This is a genomic window from Rathayibacter sp. PhB186 (assembly GCF_003751825.1).
Classification (GTDB): Bacteria; Actinomycetota; Actinomycetes; order Actinomycetales; family Microbacteriaceae; genus Rathayibacter; species Rathayibacter festucae.
The window spans coordinates 115,599-131,166 of sequence record NZ_RJKO01000002.1 but is presented as its reverse complement, the minus strand read 5'-3'; the positions used below and the strand labels follow the sequence as shown (position 1 = coordinate 131,166).

Below are 15,568 nucleotides of genomic sequence, written 5' to 3'. Positions count from 1 at the left end.
ACCCATGTTCGAACATGTGTTCGAGTATGTCAATCGCCACCGACATCCGCCGCGCCGGGTGCCGGAGCAGGTGGAGAAGGCCCCGGATCGCCCCCTGTGGAGGAGCCCGGGGCCCGTCGCGCTACCCCTCCGCGGACCCCGTCACGCGCAGTCCGTGACCGAAGCGGAACAGCGGATCCTCGGTGTCGAACGGCACGTCCGGCCGGCGGGCCGCTGCAGCGGCCATCGAGCGCGGAAGGTCCATCGGCAGTGTTCCACGGGCCTCCGACACTCCGAACACCACGTCGAGCACCGCGGCCCCCGACGCGCCGAAGTCACCGAGCAGCGCCGCCGCGGAGTCGACCAGCGGAGTGAGGATCGCCGGCCGGTCCAGGAACACGTCGACGACCGTCGGCACCTGTGCCGCCACGGCCAGGACGTGCTCCACGACCTCGTCCGGGAAGTCGAGCGAACCGGCGTGGAAGTGGTTCTCGAACGCCGTCGCGCGCTGCTCGAAGGGCGCCTGCAGCCGGATCACCGCGAGCTCCGCCTCCTCCGGAGACGTGACGACGGTGCCGTATCCCGCGGCGACCGCCGGATCGATCCCCTCGACGTAGAGCCGCAGCCCCTGCCGCGCCGGCAGGACGCCGTCCTGCGCGAGGACCGTGATCGCCGCTCGCTGGGCCGCCTCGCCCGCCGCGCGGAACTCCGCCGAGCCGACGACCGCCTCGGCGGCGCCCGGATCGACTGCGCGCGCGTCGAACAGCCCGAGCACGAACTTCTCCCGCAGCAGCCGCCGCACGGACACGTCGAGCCGCTCCTCGGCGACCGTCCCGTCCTCGACCAGGGCGACCAGTGTCTCGGGGATCGACTCGCCGCCGAACTGGTCGACGCCGGCCTCGAGGGCCTTCGCCATCCGCTCCGGCACCGACAGGTGCTCGACGCCCCAGGCGCGCGCCACGTGGTGGTCGCCCATGATGTCGGAGTCCGAGAGCAGCCCCCAGTCGGTGCAGACGATGCCGTCGAAGCCGAACCGCTCGCGCAGCAGCCCCGTGATCACCGAGCGGTTGAAGCCGAAGCCGACCTCCTCGAGCTCGGTCCCGACCGGCATCCCGTAGTACGGCATGATCTGGCTCGTGCCCGCCTCGAAGGCCTTCACGAAGGGCTGCAGGTGGTACTCGGCGTTGCCGCCCGGATAGACCTGCTCGCGGCCGTACGGGAAGTGCGGGTCCTCGCCGTCCTTCTGCGGTCCGCCGCCCGGGAAGTGCTTGGTCATCGTCGCGACCGACTGCGCCCCGAGCGCCTCGCCCTGGAAGCCGCGGATGTACGCGGCGCCGAGCCGTCCGGTGAGCTCGGCGTCCTCGCCGAACGTGCCGACCTGCCGCGCCCAGCGCGACTCGGTCGCCAGGTCGATCTGCGGGTGCAGCGCGACCCGCAGGCCGACGGCGAGGTACTCCTGGCGGGCGATGTCGCCGAAGCGCTCGACCAGGTCCTCGTCGCCGATCGCGGCGAGGCCGAGCGGCTCCGGCCACTGCGAGAACGCCTCCGCCTGCGCCCCCGTGCCGGGGTTGTCGGTGAAGGAGTGGCGCGGATCGGTGGAGAGGGTCACGGGGATCCCGAGTCGGCTCGACGACGCCAGCTCCTGGACCCGGTTGTGCCACTCGGCGAGCTCGCGCGCCGTGGCGGTCCCGCCGCCGAGCAGGTTGAAGTGCGACATCCGCTTCTCGAGCACCATCGTCGCGGTCGAGGGCAGACCGAACGCGCCGTCCTCGGCGAGCGCTCCGCCCTCGCCCATCACGACCATGGTCTGGAAGAACAGCCCGGCCTTCTCCTCGAGCGTCATCTGGCCGAGCAGGATCTCGACCCGCTCGGCGACGGGGCGCAGGGGATCGAGGTAGCGGCGGTCGACCTGCTCGTCGAGCGGTTCGCCGGCGGGGGATGACGTCGATGTCATGGGGCGTCCTTCCGAAGGGGAGCCCTCGTCGGCTCCGCGAGAAGGATACGCCGAAAACCGACCAGCACTAGGGAAATGCGGTGGGCCCGTCGTGAGTGCGCCCCTACCATGGGAGCCATGTCCGACGCCCTGCCCGAAGCCGCCGCCGAGAACCCCTCCTCCCTCCCGGCGCGGCGGCGGACCCTCGTGGTCAAGATGGGCTCGAGCTCGGTGACCAAGCAGTCCGGACCGGACCCCGTGCTCCTCGCGAGCGCCCTCGAGAGCGCGTTCGGCGCGCGCGCGCTCGGCTGGGACGTCGTCCTCGTCTCCTCCGGCGCCGTCTCCTCCGGCCGGGCGCTCTTCGCCCGCTCGCAGGACGCGCCGATCAGCCCGCGCCTCGCCGCCGCCGTCGGCCAGACCGTGCTGATGGGCTTCTACCGCTCGGTGGCCGAGCTCTCCGGCTCGCTCGTCGCGCAGATCCTGATCGGCGAGTCCGACCTCGCGTCGCCGCGGCAGATGGCGCACGTCGCGGAGGCGATCCGGCACGCGCTCGATGCGGGCGTCGTGCCGATCGTCAACGGCAACGACACCATCGACTCCGCCGGCTCCGACAACGACGGCGTCGCCGGCGGCCTCGCGATGCTCCTCGGCGCGGATCTGCTGCTGCTGCTCACCGACGTCCCCGGTGTCTTCGCCGGCAGCATCGCAGAGGGCGTGCACCTCGAGGAGCTGGGGATCACGGAGCTGCGCGGCATCGGGGTGCAGAAGGGCGGGACGGGCCGCGGCGGCATCCGCTCGAAGCTCAAGGCGGCCGAGCTCGCCGCGCACAACGGCGTCTCCACGCGCATCGCCGGCGCCCGCACTCCCGAGGTCATCCTCGGCGCCATCGACGGCCCCGGCCCCGGCACCCTCGTCCGCGCCGTCCACGCGCACCCCGCGGTGGAGCAGCGCTGGATCTCGGGCGTCGCGACCTCGCGCGGCCGGGTCGAGATCAACCTCGAGGCCGAGCGCAGCATCGCCTCCGGCTCGAGCCTGTTCGCGTCCGGCATCAAGCGGGTCTCCGGCGACTTCGTCGGCGGGGACGTGATCGAGGTCCGCGCCCTCAGCGGCGAGCTGCTGGCGCGCGGGGTGTCGCGGGTGTCCTCGCGGTTGCTCACGCTGGTCCGGGCTCTGCGGGTGGACGAGATCGCCCGGGTGTTCGTCGCCGTCCTCGCGCACGCCGCCGACGCCGATCCCGCCGCGATCACCTCCGAGGGCGACCGCCCGCAGCTGACCCGCGCTCTGGAGTACGCGCGCGCCCTCTCCTTCGAGCACGGCAGGGCGGTCGCGATGGAGATCGTCTCGCTCTTCCCCGCCGAGAGCATCGCCGCGCTGGTCGGCCAGGGTGCCGCGGTCGAGGAGCTCGTCGAGCGGTACACCCGCCTCGTCCGGACCCTCGCGATCGTCGGCAACGAGCAGCTGGCCGTCTTCCGCGACTGACGACGCCCGAGGGGCCGCGGTGGCCCGAATGGACGAATCGCGCCACGGAAAACGAATCGTGCCAGATAGCGGCACGATTCGTGCCAGCACTGTGCGCATCACGTCATCGATCGTGGCGAGCGTCGCCTCCCGTGCTGATCTATCTCCCACACGAACGGCGCCTACTACGCGCCCCGACGGATCGGATCAGCATGAGTGCAGCAGCAATCGCCACCGCGACCCTCACGACCCCCACCACCCGCCACCCCTTCGACGGCCCCATCTCGCGGGAGCACTACCAGTCGGACCGGCTGGCCCGTCGCCTCGAGCTGATCGAGAAGACGATCGCCGACTGCGAGCGCGCCCTGCGCGGCGGCACCGACCCGCGCACCGGCACCGTCGTCCCGCCCGCGCGCGGCGCCCACCGCGACCAGCTCCTCAGCAACCTCGCGATCGAGCTCTCGCTGGCCGACCGTCTCCGCGGCGCTCTGGGCCTGCACCGCTGACCTCCCGGTCCGCAGCTCCGATCCCCGGGTCCGCACCGCCGACGCAGCCCGATGGGGCACGATGAGGCCATGGTCACCATCACCGTCGCCGGGATCGCCCAGCACTTCCACCCCGCCGAGCGCGGCACCGTCCGCCTCGAGATCCGCCGCGAGTCGCGCTCGCGCTCCCAGGCGCTGAACGAGGTGACGGCTCTGCACGCTCGCGTGCGCGAGGAGGCCCGCGCCGAGCAGGCCTCCGGCGCGGCGACCTGGTGGTCGGCCGACCAGGTCTCCGTCTCGACGATCCAGCGGTACCTCAAGGACTCCGACGTCACCGAGCCGTTCCACGTCGCCGCCGCGAGCGTCCGGGTGAAGTACCGCGACTTCGACGCCCTCGGGCGCTGGGTCGCCTCCGTCTCGGAGGCCCCCGGCATCACCGTCGCCGGGGTCGACTGGGACGTCACCGCCGCCCGGCGCGCGAGCGCCGAGCGCGAGGTGCGGGTGGCCGCGGTCCGCGACGCCCGCGAGCGCGCCGCGGCCTACGCCTCCGCCCTCGGCCTGGGCGAGCCCCGGGTGCTCACCCTCTTCGAGCCCGGGCTCCGCCCGCACACCCGGATCGAGGGCGGCTCGGCCGTGATGAGCCGCGCGATGGCCTTCAAGAGCCAGGAGGAGCTCGCGCTCAAGCCCGAGGACATCGAGGTCTCGGCCTCGGTCTCCGCCGACTTCGAGGCGAGCTGAGCGGAGCGGTCGGCGCTCGGCGCTCGCCGCCGGGAATAGCCGGGACGCGTCCGACGCTGGAGCAGGCATGGTCTCGCGCATCGGCTTCCTCTCCTTCGGCCACTACCAGTCCGTCGAGGGGTCGCTGACGCACACCGCGCGCGACGTCCTCCTGCAGACGATCGAGCTCGCGGAGGCGGCCGAGGAGATCGGCATCGACGGCGCGTACGTCCGCGTCCACCACTTCGCGCCGCAGCTGGCGTCGCCGTTCCCGCTCCTCGCCGCGATCGCCGCCCGCACCCGCCGGATCGAGATCGGCACCGGCGTCATCGACATGCGCTACGAGAACCCGCTCTACATGGCGGAGGAGGCGGCCGCGACCGACCTCATCTCCGGCGGCAGGCTCGAGCTCGGCGTGAGCCGGGGATCGCCCGAGACGGCGCTCCGCGGCTCCGAGGCGTTCGGCTACGTCCCCTCGGAGGGCACCTCCGACGCCGACCTCGCCCGCCGCAAGGTGCAGCTCTTCCGCGAGGCGCTCTCGGGCGCCGCCGTCGCCGAGACCGACCCCGCGCGCACCGGGATGTCGAGCCCGCTCGCGATCGAGCCGCGCTCGCCGGGTCTCGAGGACCGCATCTGGTGGGGTGCGGGCAGCTTCGCGACGGCGCGCTGGGCGGCCGAGCAGGGCATGAACCTGCAGTCCTCCACGCTCCTGCTCGAGGAGGAGGGCATCCCCTTCGACGAGCTGCAGGCGCGGCAGATCCGCGAGTACCGCTCGGCGTGGGCGGAGGCAGGCTGGGAGCGGACCCCGCGCGTCTCCGTGTCGCGCAGCGTCCTCCCGATCACGACCGACCTCGACCGTCTCTACTTCGGCGGCCGCGGCGAGCGCGACCAGGTCGCCTCCCTCGAGGGCGTCCGCGCCCGCTTCGGCCGCAGCTACACCGGCGAGCCCGACCGCCTCGCCGAGGAGCTCGCCGCCGACGTCGCCGTCCAGGAGGCCGACACCCTCCTGCTCACCGTCCCCAACCAGCTCGGCGTCGAGTACAACGCGCGCCTCCTGCAGACCGTCGCCGACTCGATCGCCCCGGCCCTCGGCTGGTCGCCCGCCGGAGTCGTCGCCGCCTGACGCGCCCCTGCTGGTCGAGTAGCCCCGGAGGGGCGTATCGAGACCCACCGTCCTCAGCGCGGTGGGCCTGCAGACTCGGCCTCGATCGCAGGTGGACCTCGATACGCCCGCTGCGCGGGCTACTCGATCAGCAAGAGATGCGCCGCCCGCGGAAGGGGAGAGGCTGCGCTGTCGATCGTCAGCGCGCGGAGAGCTCGATGCGGACGTCGTCGAGTCCGTCCGACGAGACGAGCACCGTGATCGGCCCCGCGCCGGTCGGACGGACGACGGCGAGCGCGCGGCCGTCGAACGTCGTCCGCGATGTGGCGTCGAAGCGCTCGGTGGTGGCGGGTGCCCCGCTGCCGAAGCCCGCGAGCACGCCCGCGCCCTCGACGGAGACCGAGACGACGCGGTCAGCGCCGGTGACCAGCACGCCTGCCGCGTCGCGCAGCTCGATCGCCACATACGCGAGGTCGGTGTCGTCCGCGCGCAGCGACGTCCGGTCCGCCGTCGCGGTCAGCACCGCCGGTCCCGACGCCGACACGAGCGAGCTGCGCCCCGTCTCACTCCCGGACCGGTAGGCCACCGCCGTCAGCGTGCCCGGCCGGTGCACCGTCTCGATCGACGCCAGCATCGGCCGCACCGCCCCGACGGCCGCGCGCCCGACCTCGACCCCGTCGAGCAGCAGCGCCACCTCGTCCGCGTCCGCGGCCACCTCGACGGTGACGGGGGAGCCCTCGAAGCCGGGCCAGGTCCAGGAGTCGACCGAGTCGCTCCACGCCCACGGCGACTGCATCGTCACCGTCTGCCCGTGCCGCTCCGGCCGGACGACCGCGATCGCCGGCTCCGAGCGCAGCCCGAAGACGATCTCGCGGTAGTAGGAGGCGGGCCGGCGCCACCCGGTGATGTCGAGGTCGCCGCACCACGCCGTCAGATACGGGTACTCGCGCTCCAGCGCGCCGTTCGCGGCCGGGTCCTCCGCGTAGGAGGTGGCGCCGATGCCGACCTCGCCGAGGTAGTCCCAGCCGGTCCAGGTGAAGTCGCCGATCACGTTCGGGTTCGCCAGCACCTTCGGCCACAGCTCGCCGATCTGCGAGGGGAACGTCTCGGACCCGACGATCACGCGCTGCGGGAACAGCTCCGCGTCGCTCGCGTAGCGCCCGTCGGCGTAGTTCAGCCCGAGCACGTCGACCGCCGCGCTCGACTCCGCCGTGCGACGGGTGACGGCGTCGGAGGAGCCGATCGCCGCCATCATCCCGGCGCCGGCCTCGCCCATCAGCTCGTTCAGCCCCTGCTCCGAGGCGAGGATGCTGTCGAGCTCGTCGAGCACCGCCAGCGTCGGGTTCACGCCGTTCGTGACCGGCCGGGTGGGGTCGAGCGATCGCACGTGCTCCGCGAGATCGCGCGCCAGCACCGCGCCGTGCGGGGTGCCGACCTCGACGATCTCGTTGCCGATCGAGTAGAGGATCACGCTGGGGTGGTTGTAGTCCTTCGCCACCAGCGACTCCAGGTCGGCCCGCCACCACTGCGCGAAGTCGAGCGAGTAGTCGTTGTGGGTCTTGCCGCGCACCCACATGTCGAAGGCCTCGTCCATCACGAGCATGCCGAGGCGGTCGCAGGCGTCGAGCATCGACGGCGAGGCGGGGTTGTGCGCCATGCGGATCGCGTTGAAGCCGGCCCCCTTGAGGAGCTGGATCCGGCGCTCCTCCGCCCGGGCGATCGAGGCGGCGCCCAGGACGCCGTTGTCGCTGTGGATGCACGCGCCGCGCAGCAGCACGGTCTCGCCGTTGATCCGCAGCCCCTTGCGCGGGTCGACGGTGACGGTCCGGATGCCGTGCACGGTGACGACGTCGTCGCCGACGCCGATGCTCGTGCGGGCGCTGTGCAGGGCAGGGGAGTCGACGCTCCAGAGGGCGGGCTCCTGCACGTAGAGGCGCTGGCGGACGACGGCGGTGCGGCCGGGGGCGACGGTGACCGGTGTCGTCGCGCTCTCCACGACGTCGCCGGCCGGCCCGGTGAGCTCGGTCGCCACCGTGAGCGACGACGTCGTGAGCCCGCGGTTGACGATGCTCGTCGCGACCTCGACGACGGCCTGGTCGTCCTCGACGCGCACCGTCGTGATCCGGACGCCGTCCGGCTCGATGTGCACGGGCTCGTCGACGTGCAGCAGCACCGGCCGGTGCAGCCCGGCGCCGGCGTACCAGCGCGAGTCCTGCCCCGAGCGCACCTCGATCCGCAGCGTGTTCGTCTCGCCGAAGCGGAGGAACGGGGTCAGCTCCACGAAGAAGCGCGCGAAGCCGTCGGCGCGGTTCCCCGCGAACTCGTCGTTGAGGAACACCATCGCGTGCCGGTAGGCGCCCTGCACCTCGAGCCGCACCACCTTGCCCGCCCACTCCGCCGGCACCTCGAACGTCGTGACGTAGCTGGAGGCACCGCCCGGGTAGTAGGCCGCACCGCCCTTCGACACCGCATCCGGCGAGCGCTCGGCGTCGCGCAGCGCGTCGTGCGGCAGCGTCACCGCGACGGAGTCGTCGACCCCGCCCTGCACGGCGGCGAACGGCCCGCGCGGCGCCCGGACGATCCAGCCGGCGGTGAAGGAGGTGGTCGTCATGTCGCGTCCGTTCGATCGAGGTCGTCCGGCACGTCGCCGGGCGCGCGGTGAGACCCGTGCTCCTTATGAGGAAACTGTTTCATTCGGTTTCTCACCCGGCGAGAGCCTAGGAGCGGCGCGGCCGACCGTCAAGGAGGGGGCACCTTCCTCTCGATCGTCGAGCGTCGATGCTGCGCAGGGGCACCGACCTACCGAGGCGGACCGCCCTAGGCTGCCGGGATGAACGGCCCTGATGCGCTCTCCCTGGCGAGCTCCCTCTGCGATCCCGCCCGGAGTGCCCCGTGACTCCGGACGTCATCGTCCTGAACGGCGGATCGAGCTCCGGCAAGACGACGATCGCCCGGAGTCTCCAGGCGCTCCTGCCCGATCCTTGGTTGAGCGTCTCGATCGACACTCTGGTGGACGCGCTGCCACCCGACCTCGACGGAGCTGGAGAGGGCGTCTCCTACGGCGACGACGGCACGGTGGAGCTCGGCGACGTCTTCCGTCGACTCGAGTCGGCCTGGATGGCCGGCGTTGTCGCGACCGCCCGCGCCGGCGCACGGATCGTCTTCGACGACGTCTTCCTCGATGCGTCGGAATCGCAGGAGCGCCTGCGCAGCCACCTCCGCGGACTCGACGTCTTCTGGGTGGGCGTCCGCTGCGCCCCTGGGGTCGCGACCGCGCGTGAGCGAGACCGTGGTGACCGCTCCAGCGGGATGGCGGCACACCAGGCGGAGTCCGTCCATCGCGGCGTCACCTACGACCTCGAGGTCGACTCCGGGCGAAGTTCGGCAATGGAGTGCACGCGTCTGATCGTTGAGCACATCACCGCTCTCTCGCTCCGCTAGACGACCGCGACATCGGGAGGGCTCGACCACTGCTCGAGCGGTGCACTTCCCTTGCGTCATCGATAGACTTCTTCTCATGACCGAGCAGGAGCTGAAGTCCGTCGCCGAGGTCGCGCGAGAGCGCGGTGTCAGTGCGGCGCGCATCCGTCAGCTCATCGCTGCGGGGCGCATCCGGGCGGAGAAGGTCGGAGGCGTGCATGTCATCAGGGGTGATCAGAATGTCCCGGCCCCGCGTGTGTCCCGCCCACTCGGCGATCGGATGGCGTGGGGACTCGTCGCCACGCTCTCGGGTGCTGTGGACCCGGCTCTGACGAGGTCCGAGCGGAGTCGCATCACCCGGATGATCCAGCGACTCGAGAGCGCGGAGGATCCCGTGGCGGTGACGCGCTCGTGGACCGCGGAGCTTCTGCCGCCGGAGTCCCTGGAGCTTCCCACGGAACTCGTCGACCAGCTGCGGGGGGAGCGGGAGCAGCTCCCTGTCGGAGCATCGGATCCTCGAGCGGGCTTGCGTGACGCCAGCCGCCTCGAGATCCTCGTCTCCACCCGATTGAAGGCTCGGCTCCGAGGAGAGGACGCAGCAGCCGGCCCGTCAGCGACGTCTGTGATCCTGCATCACGTCCCCGATGCGCGGTGGCCGTTCGTCAGTGAGGGACCGGTGCCGATCGGGCTGAGCATCGCCGCGCTCGCGCGACGGACCGACCGGACGACGGCGCTCGCCGCGCGCCGTCTCCTGAGGCGAGCCCTCCCCTCTCACACGGAAGTCATGGCCGAGGTCGAGGCGGATCGTCTCGACCGTGATCGGTCCCTGCGTCGCGAGACCGCTCGCTCCGTCCAGCTCCACCGCGCCGCGTTGGAGCTCCTCGACCGCTCTCCGGACTCCCGTCCTCGGGCGGAAGAACGGCTCGAGCAGCTGCGAGGCAAGGTCCGCGGGGACGCGCACCGGTGGCTGGACGAGTGGGAAGAGCTGCTCCGCAGCCCGTTCTCCACGCAGATCGAGGCCCTGCTCGTCGAGACGGAGCACGCCCACGACCTGCGCTCGGTGTCACCGCTCGCCGGGCTGATCCCCGACGAGGAGCGATCGGCCGTGCTCGAGGCGAGCGCGTGAACCGGGCCGAGCTGGAGCACGGGATCCGCGCGGCGACGGAGATCATCCAGGCCGACGAGGTGATCATCATCGGCTCCCAGTCGGTGCTGGGCACCTGGAGCGAGTCGGAGCTGCCCGTCGAGGCGACGGCATCGAACGAGCTCGACGTCCTCCCGCTGAACGACACCGACAGTGAGACCCTGGCGACGAGACTCAGCGGAGTCGCCGGCGAGCTGTCCTCGTTCGACGCCACGCACGGGTTCCACCTGGACGGTGTCGGCCGGAGGACGGCGGTCCTGCCTCGCGGCTGGGAGGGCCGTCTCCTTCGAGTGCAGAACGACAACACCCGAGGGCGGATCGGCTGGTGCCTCGACCCGCACGACCTGTGCGTGGCGAAGCTTGTCGCGAACCGGGACAAGGACCGGTCCTTCGTCTCAGCCCTGGTCCGGCACGGTCTCATCGACCCGGAGCTCCTGCTGGAGAGGCTCGTCGACACCGATCTGGACGACGCGACGAGCGACACCGTCTGGAGCACGGCCCAGGGCCTTCTCGACCTCTGACCGCATCGCTCGCGGTCACGGCTGATCGAACCGCCGCCACCAACGAGAAGAACCCCTCGATCTCCGTGAGATCGAGGGGTTCTGCCGGTGTCCGAGGGGGGACTTGAACCCCCACGCCCTATACGGGCACTAGCACCTCAAGCTAGCGCGTCTGCCATTTCCGCCACCCGGACGAGTGTTGTTTCCGGCCTGCGTTTCCGCGGCCGAAGAAGACATTAGCACGGTTCGAACGCCTCGGATGACACCGGGGGAGAGGGGTGCCGCGAGCCCGCCCGCTAGCGTGGGGGCATGACGTCCTCCGACAGCGCCGCCGCCCCCTCCGAGTCGGATCTCGACGAGACCGCGATCATCGCGCGGGACCTCATCCGCTTCGACACCAGCAACTACGGCGACGGGAAGGCCGAGCCCGAGCGCGAGGCCGCCGAGTACGTGGCCGCCCGTCTGCGCGATCTCGGCCTCGAGCCCGAGCTGATCGACTCCGATCCCGGCCGCACCAGCGTCGTCGCCCGGGTGGCGGGGGAGGACCGCGAGCGCGGCGCCCTCGTCGTGCACGGGCACCTCGACGTCGTCCCGGCCATCGCGGACAACTGGAGTGTCGACCCCTTCGGGGGCGTCATCAAGGACGGCATGCTCTGGGGCCGCGGCGCGGTCGACATGAAGAACATGGACGCGATGATCCTCGCCTCCCTCGGCGACATCCTCGGCAGTGGCCGGAAGCCCTCCCGCGACCTCGTCATCGCCTTCTTCGCCGACGAGGAGGCGGGCGGCGTCCGCGGCTCCGGCCACCTCGTCAAGACCCGCCCCGAGCTCTTCGCCGGCGCGACCGAGGCGATCAGCGAGGTCGGCGGCTACTCGATCGAGCTCGGCGGCAAGCGCGCCTACCTCGTGCAGACCGGCGAGAAGGCGCTGCTCTGGCTGACGCTGCGCGCGCGCGGCACGGCCGGCCACGGCTCGCAGATCAACGGCGAGAACGCGGTCACCCGCCTCGCCCAGGCGATCGCCCGCATCGGCAGCGAGGAGTGGCCCACCCGCCTCACCGACACCACCCGTGAGCTGCTCGGCGAGGTCGCCCGCATCCTCGGCCACGACCCCCAGCGCAGCACCCCGGAGGAGCTCGCGCTCGCCACCGGCACCGCCTCGCGCTTCATCGCGGCGACGCTGCGCACCACGGCGAACCCGTCGATGCTCTCCGCCGGCTACAAGGCCAACGTCATCCCGGACACCGCGGAGGCGACCATCGACGTCCGCGTGCTCCCCGGCGAGGAGGACGCCGTCCTCGAGCGCCTGAAGGTCCTCGCGGGCGAGCACGTCGAGATCCTGGTCCAGCACCGCGACATCGGACTCGAGGTGCCCTTCGCCGGTCCGCTCGTGGAGAGCATGGCGGCCTCGCTCCGCCGCTTCGACCCCGAGGCGGAGGTGCTGCCGTACCTCCTGTCCGGGGGCACCGACAACAAGGCTCTCTCGACGATCGGGATCACCGGCTACGGCTTCGCGCCGCTGCAGCTGCCGGGCTCGCTCGACTTCCCGGCGCTGTTCCACGGGGTCGATGAGCGGGTTCCGCTCGACGCACTAGTGTTTGGCAGGAAGGTCCTGACCGATCTCCTCCTGCGATCCTGATGGTCAGATCGACGACCACCACCGACCGCCTGCTGGCCGACGACGCCCCAGCCCTCCTCGAAAGTGACGCATGGGCCTGCTCGAAGCGCTGATCCTGGGACTCGTCCAGGGTCTGACCGAATTCCTCCCCATCTCCTCCAGCGCCCACCTCCGGATCGTGAGCGAGCTGCTCCCCGGACTGGACGGCAAGGACACCGGAGCGGCGTTCACCGCCATCACGCAGCTGGGCACCGAGACCGCGGTCATCATCTACTTCTGGCGCGACATCGTGAAGATCGTGTCGAGCTGGTGCCGCTCGCTGGTCGGCAAGGTCCCGCGCACCGACGCGAACGCCCGGATGGGCTGGCTGATCATCATCGGCAGCCTCCCGATCATCGTGCTCGGCCTGCTCTTCCAGGACCAGATCGAGACCACGCTCCGCTCGCTCTGGGTCGTCGCCACCACGCTCATCGTCTTCGGCATCCTGCTCGGCGTCGCCGACGCCGTGGGCGCGAAGAAGCGCCGACTGCGCGACCTGAACGGCCGCGACGGCCTGATCTTCGGTGGCGCGCAGGCGCTCGCCCTCGTCCCCGGCGTCTCGCGCTCCGGCGGCACGATCACTGCCGGCCTCTTCATGGGCTACGAGCGGAAGGCGGCCGCGCGCTACTCCTTCCTGCTCGCGATCCCCGCGGTGTTCGGCAGCGGGCTCTACCAGCTGTACAAGAGCATCAGCGACCCCGAGATCCTGCCCAACCAGATCCAGGTCGGCGGGCTCGAGACGCTCGTCGCGACGATCGTGGCCTTCGTCGTCGGCTTCGTCGTGATCGCCTTCTTCATGAGCTACATCTCGCGCCGCAGCTTCCTGCCGTTCGTGATCTACCGCATCGTCCTCGGCGTCGTCCTCATGGTCGCGCTGAGCACGGGCCTCCTCGCCGCGTAGATGCGCACCTGGAACGCGCCGGTCGTCCCGGCCCTGCCCGGTCGCGGACCCGTGCCGGCCGTGCACGACACCGCCACGGGTGCGCCCGTCGAGCTCGTCGCCGCGGACGGCACCGCGCGCCTCTACGTCTGCGGCATCACGCCGTACGACGCGACGCACCTCGGCCACGCCTCGACCTACCTCGCCTTCGACACGGTGCAGCGGCTCTGGCGCGACGCGGGGTACTCGGTGCTCTACGCGCAGAACGTGACCGACGTCGACGACCCGCTGCTCGAGCGGGCGACGCGCGACGGAGTCGACTGGCGCGACCTCGCCGAGGAGCAGGTCGAGCTGTTCCGCGGCGACATGACCGCGCTGCGGATCCTGCCGCCGGACCACTACGACGGGGTCACCGAGACGATCGCGCCGATCGCGGAGGCGGTCGCCCGCCTCGAGAGCGCCGGCATCGCCTACCGCGTCGCCACGCCCGAGGCCGCCGTCGACGGGGGCGAGGACCTCTACTACGACATCGCCGCCGGCGAGAGCGACGTCTGGCGCCTGGGCAGCGAGAGCAACCTGGACGTCGCGACGATGGCTGACCTCTTCTCGCAGCGCGGGGGAGACCCCGACCGCGCAGGCAAGCGCGACCCGCTCGACCCGCTGCTCTGGCGCGCCGAGCGCGCGGGCGAGCCCGCCTGGGACGCGGCCGTCGGCCGGGGCCGGCCGGGCTGGCACATCGAGTGCTCGGTGATCGCGCTCGACCGCCTCGGGCCGGAGTTCACCCTGCAGGGCGGCGGGAGCGACCTGGTCTTCCCGCACCACGAGTTCAGCGCCGCGCACGCCGCGTCGCTGTCCGGCCGACCACTCGCCCGCGCCTACGCGCACGCCGGCATGGTCGCGTACCAGGGCGAGAAGATGAGCAAGTCGCTCGGCAACCTCGTCCTCGTGTCGCGGCTGCGGGCGCAGGGGACGGATCCGCGCGCGATCCGCCTGGCGCTGCTGGCGCACCACTACCGCTCCGACTGGGAGTGGCTGCCCGAGGATCTGCCCGCCGCCGAGGAGCGTCTCGCGCGGTGGGAGGCGTCGCTCGCCACGAGCGGGCCGGCGTCGGCCGCGGACGTGCTCGAGCGCCTGCGCGCCGTGCTCGCGGTGGACCTCGACACCCCGGGCGCCCTCGCGCTGCTCGACGCCGCGACGGCCGGCGGCGTCGACGACCCCGCACTCCTGAGCGACGCGATCGACGCGCTGCTCGGCGTCCGCCTGGGCTGAGCCTGCGGCCCGCCGGATCTCGATACGCCCGCTGCGCGGGCTACTCGATCAGCATGAAGGGGACGCGCTGCGCGGGTCGTCCGATCAGCGCGCGGGCTACGGGCGCCAGGGCTCCTCGCCGGAGCGGCCGTCGCCGCGGCGGCGGAGGTAGCGCTCGAACTCCTGGGCGATGGCCTCGCCGCTCGCCTCGGGGGAGTCGACGGTGTCGCGCGCCTGCTCGAGCTGGGCGATGTAGGCCGCCATCTCCTCGTCGTCGAGGGCGAGGGCGTCGATGCCGCGCTCCCATTCGCCGGCCTCCTCGACCAGATCGCCGCGGGGGATCGCCAGTCCGACGACCTCCTCGAGCTTCTCGAGGAGCGCGAGCATCGCCTTGGGCGACGGCGCGTTGTGCACGTAGTGCGGCACGGAGGCCCAGAGCGAGACGGCCGGGATGCCGACCTTCTGCGCGGCCTCGCCGATGACGCTGAGGATGCCGACCGGCCCCTCGTAGGTGGAGCGCTCGAGCTCGAACTGGGCGCGCATCTCCGCGTTCTCGCTCGAGGCGAAGAGCGAGATCGGCCGGGTGTGCGGCACGTCGGCGAGCATCGCGCCGAGGAAGACGACGGCCGAGATGTCGATCGCGAGCATGGCGTCGACGACCTCCGACGCGAAGCTCTTCCAGCTGCGCGAGGGCTCGGTGCCGATCATCACGTAGAGGGCGCTCTCCGCGTCCACCGAGGTGTCGGCCGGTCCGAAGATCTGGGTGCCGGGCCAGGAGAGGCTGCGGCGCCCGTCCTCGCCGATCGACAGCATCGGGCGGGTGTACTGGAAGTCGTAGTACTGCTCGGCGTCGACCGAGAAGAGGGGCACGAACTCGCCCGCGTCCTTCACCAGGCGCACCGCTCCGCTGGCCGCGTCGCCCGCGTCGTTCCAGCCCTCGAAGGCGACGACGAGGACGTTCCCCTTGATCACGTTCATAGGCGAGGTCTCCGTGTTCGGCTCGATGTCCGGGGAGCGCTGCGTGCGCTGAACCCGTTCGTCAAGGA

At 71.9% G+C, this 15,568-nt stretch carries 13 protein-coding genes and 1 tRNA gene; 10 read left to right on the top strand and 4 right to left on the bottom strand.

What is annotated here, in order from left to right:
- Positions 1–121: 121 nt before the first annotated feature.
- A complete protein-coding gene (locus tag EDF45_RS08310) occupies positions 122–1,933 on the bottom strand; it encodes a glycoside hydrolase family 3 protein (RefSeq protein ID WP_123735761.1) in 1,812 nt (603 codons plus the stop codon).
- A gap of 117 nt (positions 1,934–2,050) precedes the next feature.
- On the opposite strand from EDF45_RS08310, the gene proB reads away from it, so the two are divergent.
- The 4 genes from proB (at position 2,051) to EDF45_RS08290 (ending at position 5,695) form a co-directional block, all read left to right on the top strand.
- A complete protein-coding gene (gene proB, locus EDF45_RS08305; RefSeq protein WP_159422598.1) occupies positions 2,051–3,391 on the top strand; it encodes a glutamate 5-kinase in 1,341 nt (446 codons plus the stop codon).
- Between the two features lie 191 nt (positions 3,392–3,582).
- Complete coding sequence (locus tag EDF45_RS08300) at positions 3,583–3,876, top strand: hypothetical protein (protein ID WP_123704236.1); 294 nt, start codon at positions 3,583–3,585, stop codon at positions 3,874–3,876.
- Positions 3,877–3,945: 69 nt separating this feature from the next.
- Positions 3,946–4,593 (top strand): SIMPL domain-containing protein, encoded by a 648-nt coding sequence (locus EDF45_RS08295; protein ID WP_185020132.1) that lies wholly within the window; start codon positions 3,946–3,948, stop codon positions 4,591–4,593.
- A 67-nt stretch (positions 4,594–4,660) separates the two neighbouring features.
- Positions 4,661–5,695 carry an LLM class flavin-dependent oxidoreductase gene (locus tag EDF45_RS08290; protein ID WP_123735758.1) on the top strand — a complete coding sequence of 345 codons (1,035 nt, stop codon included), beginning with the start codon at positions 4,661–4,663 and terminating at the stop codon, positions 5,693–5,695.
- Between the two features lie 178 nt (positions 5,696–5,873).
- Here EDF45_RS08290 and EDF45_RS08285 read toward each other — a convergent pair whose 3' ends face one another.
- A complete protein-coding gene (locus tag EDF45_RS08285; protein WP_123735757.1) occupies positions 5,874–8,285 on the bottom strand; it encodes a glycoside hydrolase family 2 TIM barrel-domain containing protein in 2,412 nt (803 codons plus the stop codon).
- A 281-nt stretch (positions 8,286–8,566) separates the two neighbouring features.
- Here EDF45_RS08285 and EDF45_RS08280 point away from each other — a divergent pair, with 281 nt between their 5' ends.
- The 3 genes from EDF45_RS08280 (at position 8,567) to EDF45_RS08270 (ending at position 10,759) form a co-directional block, all read left to right on the top strand.
- Positions 8,567–9,115, top strand: a complete 549-nt coding sequence (locus EDF45_RS08280; RefSeq protein WP_123735756.1) for a chloramphenicol phosphotransferase CPT family protein — start codon at positions 8,567–8,569, stop codon at positions 9,113–9,115.
- Positions 9,116–9,878: 763 nt separating this feature from the next.
- Positions 9,879–10,220, top strand: coding sequence for a hypothetical protein (locus EDF45_RS21020; protein WP_148060246.1), 342 nt, complete (start codon positions 9,879–9,881; stop codon positions 10,218–10,220).
- Positions 10,217–10,759 carry a DUF6036 family nucleotidyltransferase gene (locus EDF45_RS08270; protein ID WP_123735754.1) on the top strand — a complete coding sequence of 181 codons (543 nt, stop codon included), beginning with the start codon at positions 10,217–10,219 and terminating at the stop codon, positions 10,757–10,759. The genes EDF45_RS21020 and EDF45_RS08270 overlap by 4 nt, the downstream gene beginning before the upstream one ends.
- Positions 10,760–10,847: 88 nt before the next feature.
- Here EDF45_RS08270 and EDF45_RS08265 read toward each other — a convergent pair.
- Positions 10,848–10,932 (bottom strand) — tRNA-Leu (locus EDF45_RS08265).
- Between the two features lie 115 nt (positions 10,933–11,047).
- Between EDF45_RS08265 and EDF45_RS08260 the strand changes: the two genes are divergently transcribed.
- The 3 genes from EDF45_RS08260 to mshC all read left to right on the top strand — a co-directional run bounded on the left by EDF45_RS08260 (position 11,048) and on the right by mshC (position 14,543).
- On the top strand, positions 11,048–12,376 hold the full coding sequence (locus EDF45_RS08260) for a M20/M25/M40 family metallo-hydrolase (protein ID WP_123735753.1): 1,329 nt from the start codon (positions 11,048–11,050) through the stop codon (positions 12,374–12,376).
- Positions 12,377–12,446: 70 nt separating this feature from the next.
- Positions 12,447–13,295: an undecaprenyl-diphosphate phosphatase gene (locus tag EDF45_RS08255; RefSeq protein ID WP_123446324.1), complete on the top strand. Its 849-nt coding sequence runs from the start codon at positions 12,447–12,449 to the stop codon at positions 13,293–13,295.
- Positions 13,296–14,543 carry a cysteine--1-D-myo-inosityl 2-amino-2-deoxy-alpha-D-glucopyranoside ligase gene (mshC, locus tag EDF45_RS08250; protein WP_123735752.1) on the top strand — a complete coding sequence of 416 codons (1,248 nt, stop codon included), beginning with the start codon at positions 13,296–13,298 and terminating at the stop codon, positions 14,541–14,543.
- Between the two features lie 96 nt (positions 14,544–14,639).
- Here mshC and EDF45_RS08245 read toward each other — a convergent pair whose 3' ends face one another.
- Positions 14,640–15,500 carry a proteasome assembly chaperone family protein gene (locus tag EDF45_RS08245; protein ID WP_123704219.1) on the bottom strand — a complete coding sequence of 287 codons (861 nt, stop codon included), beginning with the start codon at positions 15,498–15,500 and terminating at the stop codon, positions 14,640–14,642.
- Positions 15,501–15,568 lie beyond the last annotated feature (68 nt).

Excerpts from the sequence above, each read along its gene's own strand:
- EDF45_RS08245 (WP_123704219.1), bottom strand. The coding sequence starts at position 15,500 with ATGAACGTGATCAAGGGGAACGTCCTCGTCGTCGCCTTCGAGGGCTGG.
- EDF45_RS08310 (WP_123735761.1), bottom strand. The coding sequence starts at position 1,933 with ATGACATCGACGTCATCCCCCGCCGGCGAACCGCTCGACGAGCAGGTC.
- EDF45_RS08255 (WP_123446324.1), top strand. The coding sequence starts at position 12,447 with ATGGGCCTGCTCGAAGCGCTGATCCTGGGACTCGTCCAGGGTCTGACC.
- EDF45_RS08285 (WP_123735757.1), bottom strand. The coding sequence starts at position 8,285 with ATGACGACCACCTCCTTCACCGCCGGCTGGATCGTCCGGGCGCCGCGC.
- EDF45_RS08295 (WP_185020132.1), top strand. The coding sequence starts at position 3,946 with ATGGTCACCATCACCGTCGCCGGGATCGCCCAGCACTTCCACCCCGCC.
- proB (WP_159422598.1), top strand. The coding sequence starts at position 2,051 with ATGTCCGACGCCCTGCCCGAAGCCGCCGCCGAGAACCCCTCCTCCCTC.
- EDF45_RS08290 (WP_123735758.1), top strand. The coding sequence starts at position 4,661 with ATGGTCTCGCGCATCGGCTTCCTCTCCTTCGGCCACTACCAGTCCGTC.
- EDF45_RS21020 (WP_148060246.1), top strand. The coding sequence starts at position 9,879 with ATGGCCGAGGTCGAGGCGGATCGTCTCGACCGTGATCGGTCCCTGCGT.
- mshC (WP_123735752.1), top strand. The coding sequence starts at position 13,296 with ATGCGCACCTGGAACGCGCCGGTCGTCCCGGCCCTGCCCGGTCGCGGA.
- EDF45_RS08300 (WP_123704236.1), top strand. The coding sequence starts at position 3,583 with ATGAGTGCAGCAGCAATCGCCACCGCGACCCTCACGACCCCCACCACC.
- EDF45_RS08260 (WP_123735753.1), top strand. The coding sequence starts at position 11,048 with ATGACGTCCTCCGACAGCGCCGCCGCCCCCTCCGAGTCGGATCTCGAC.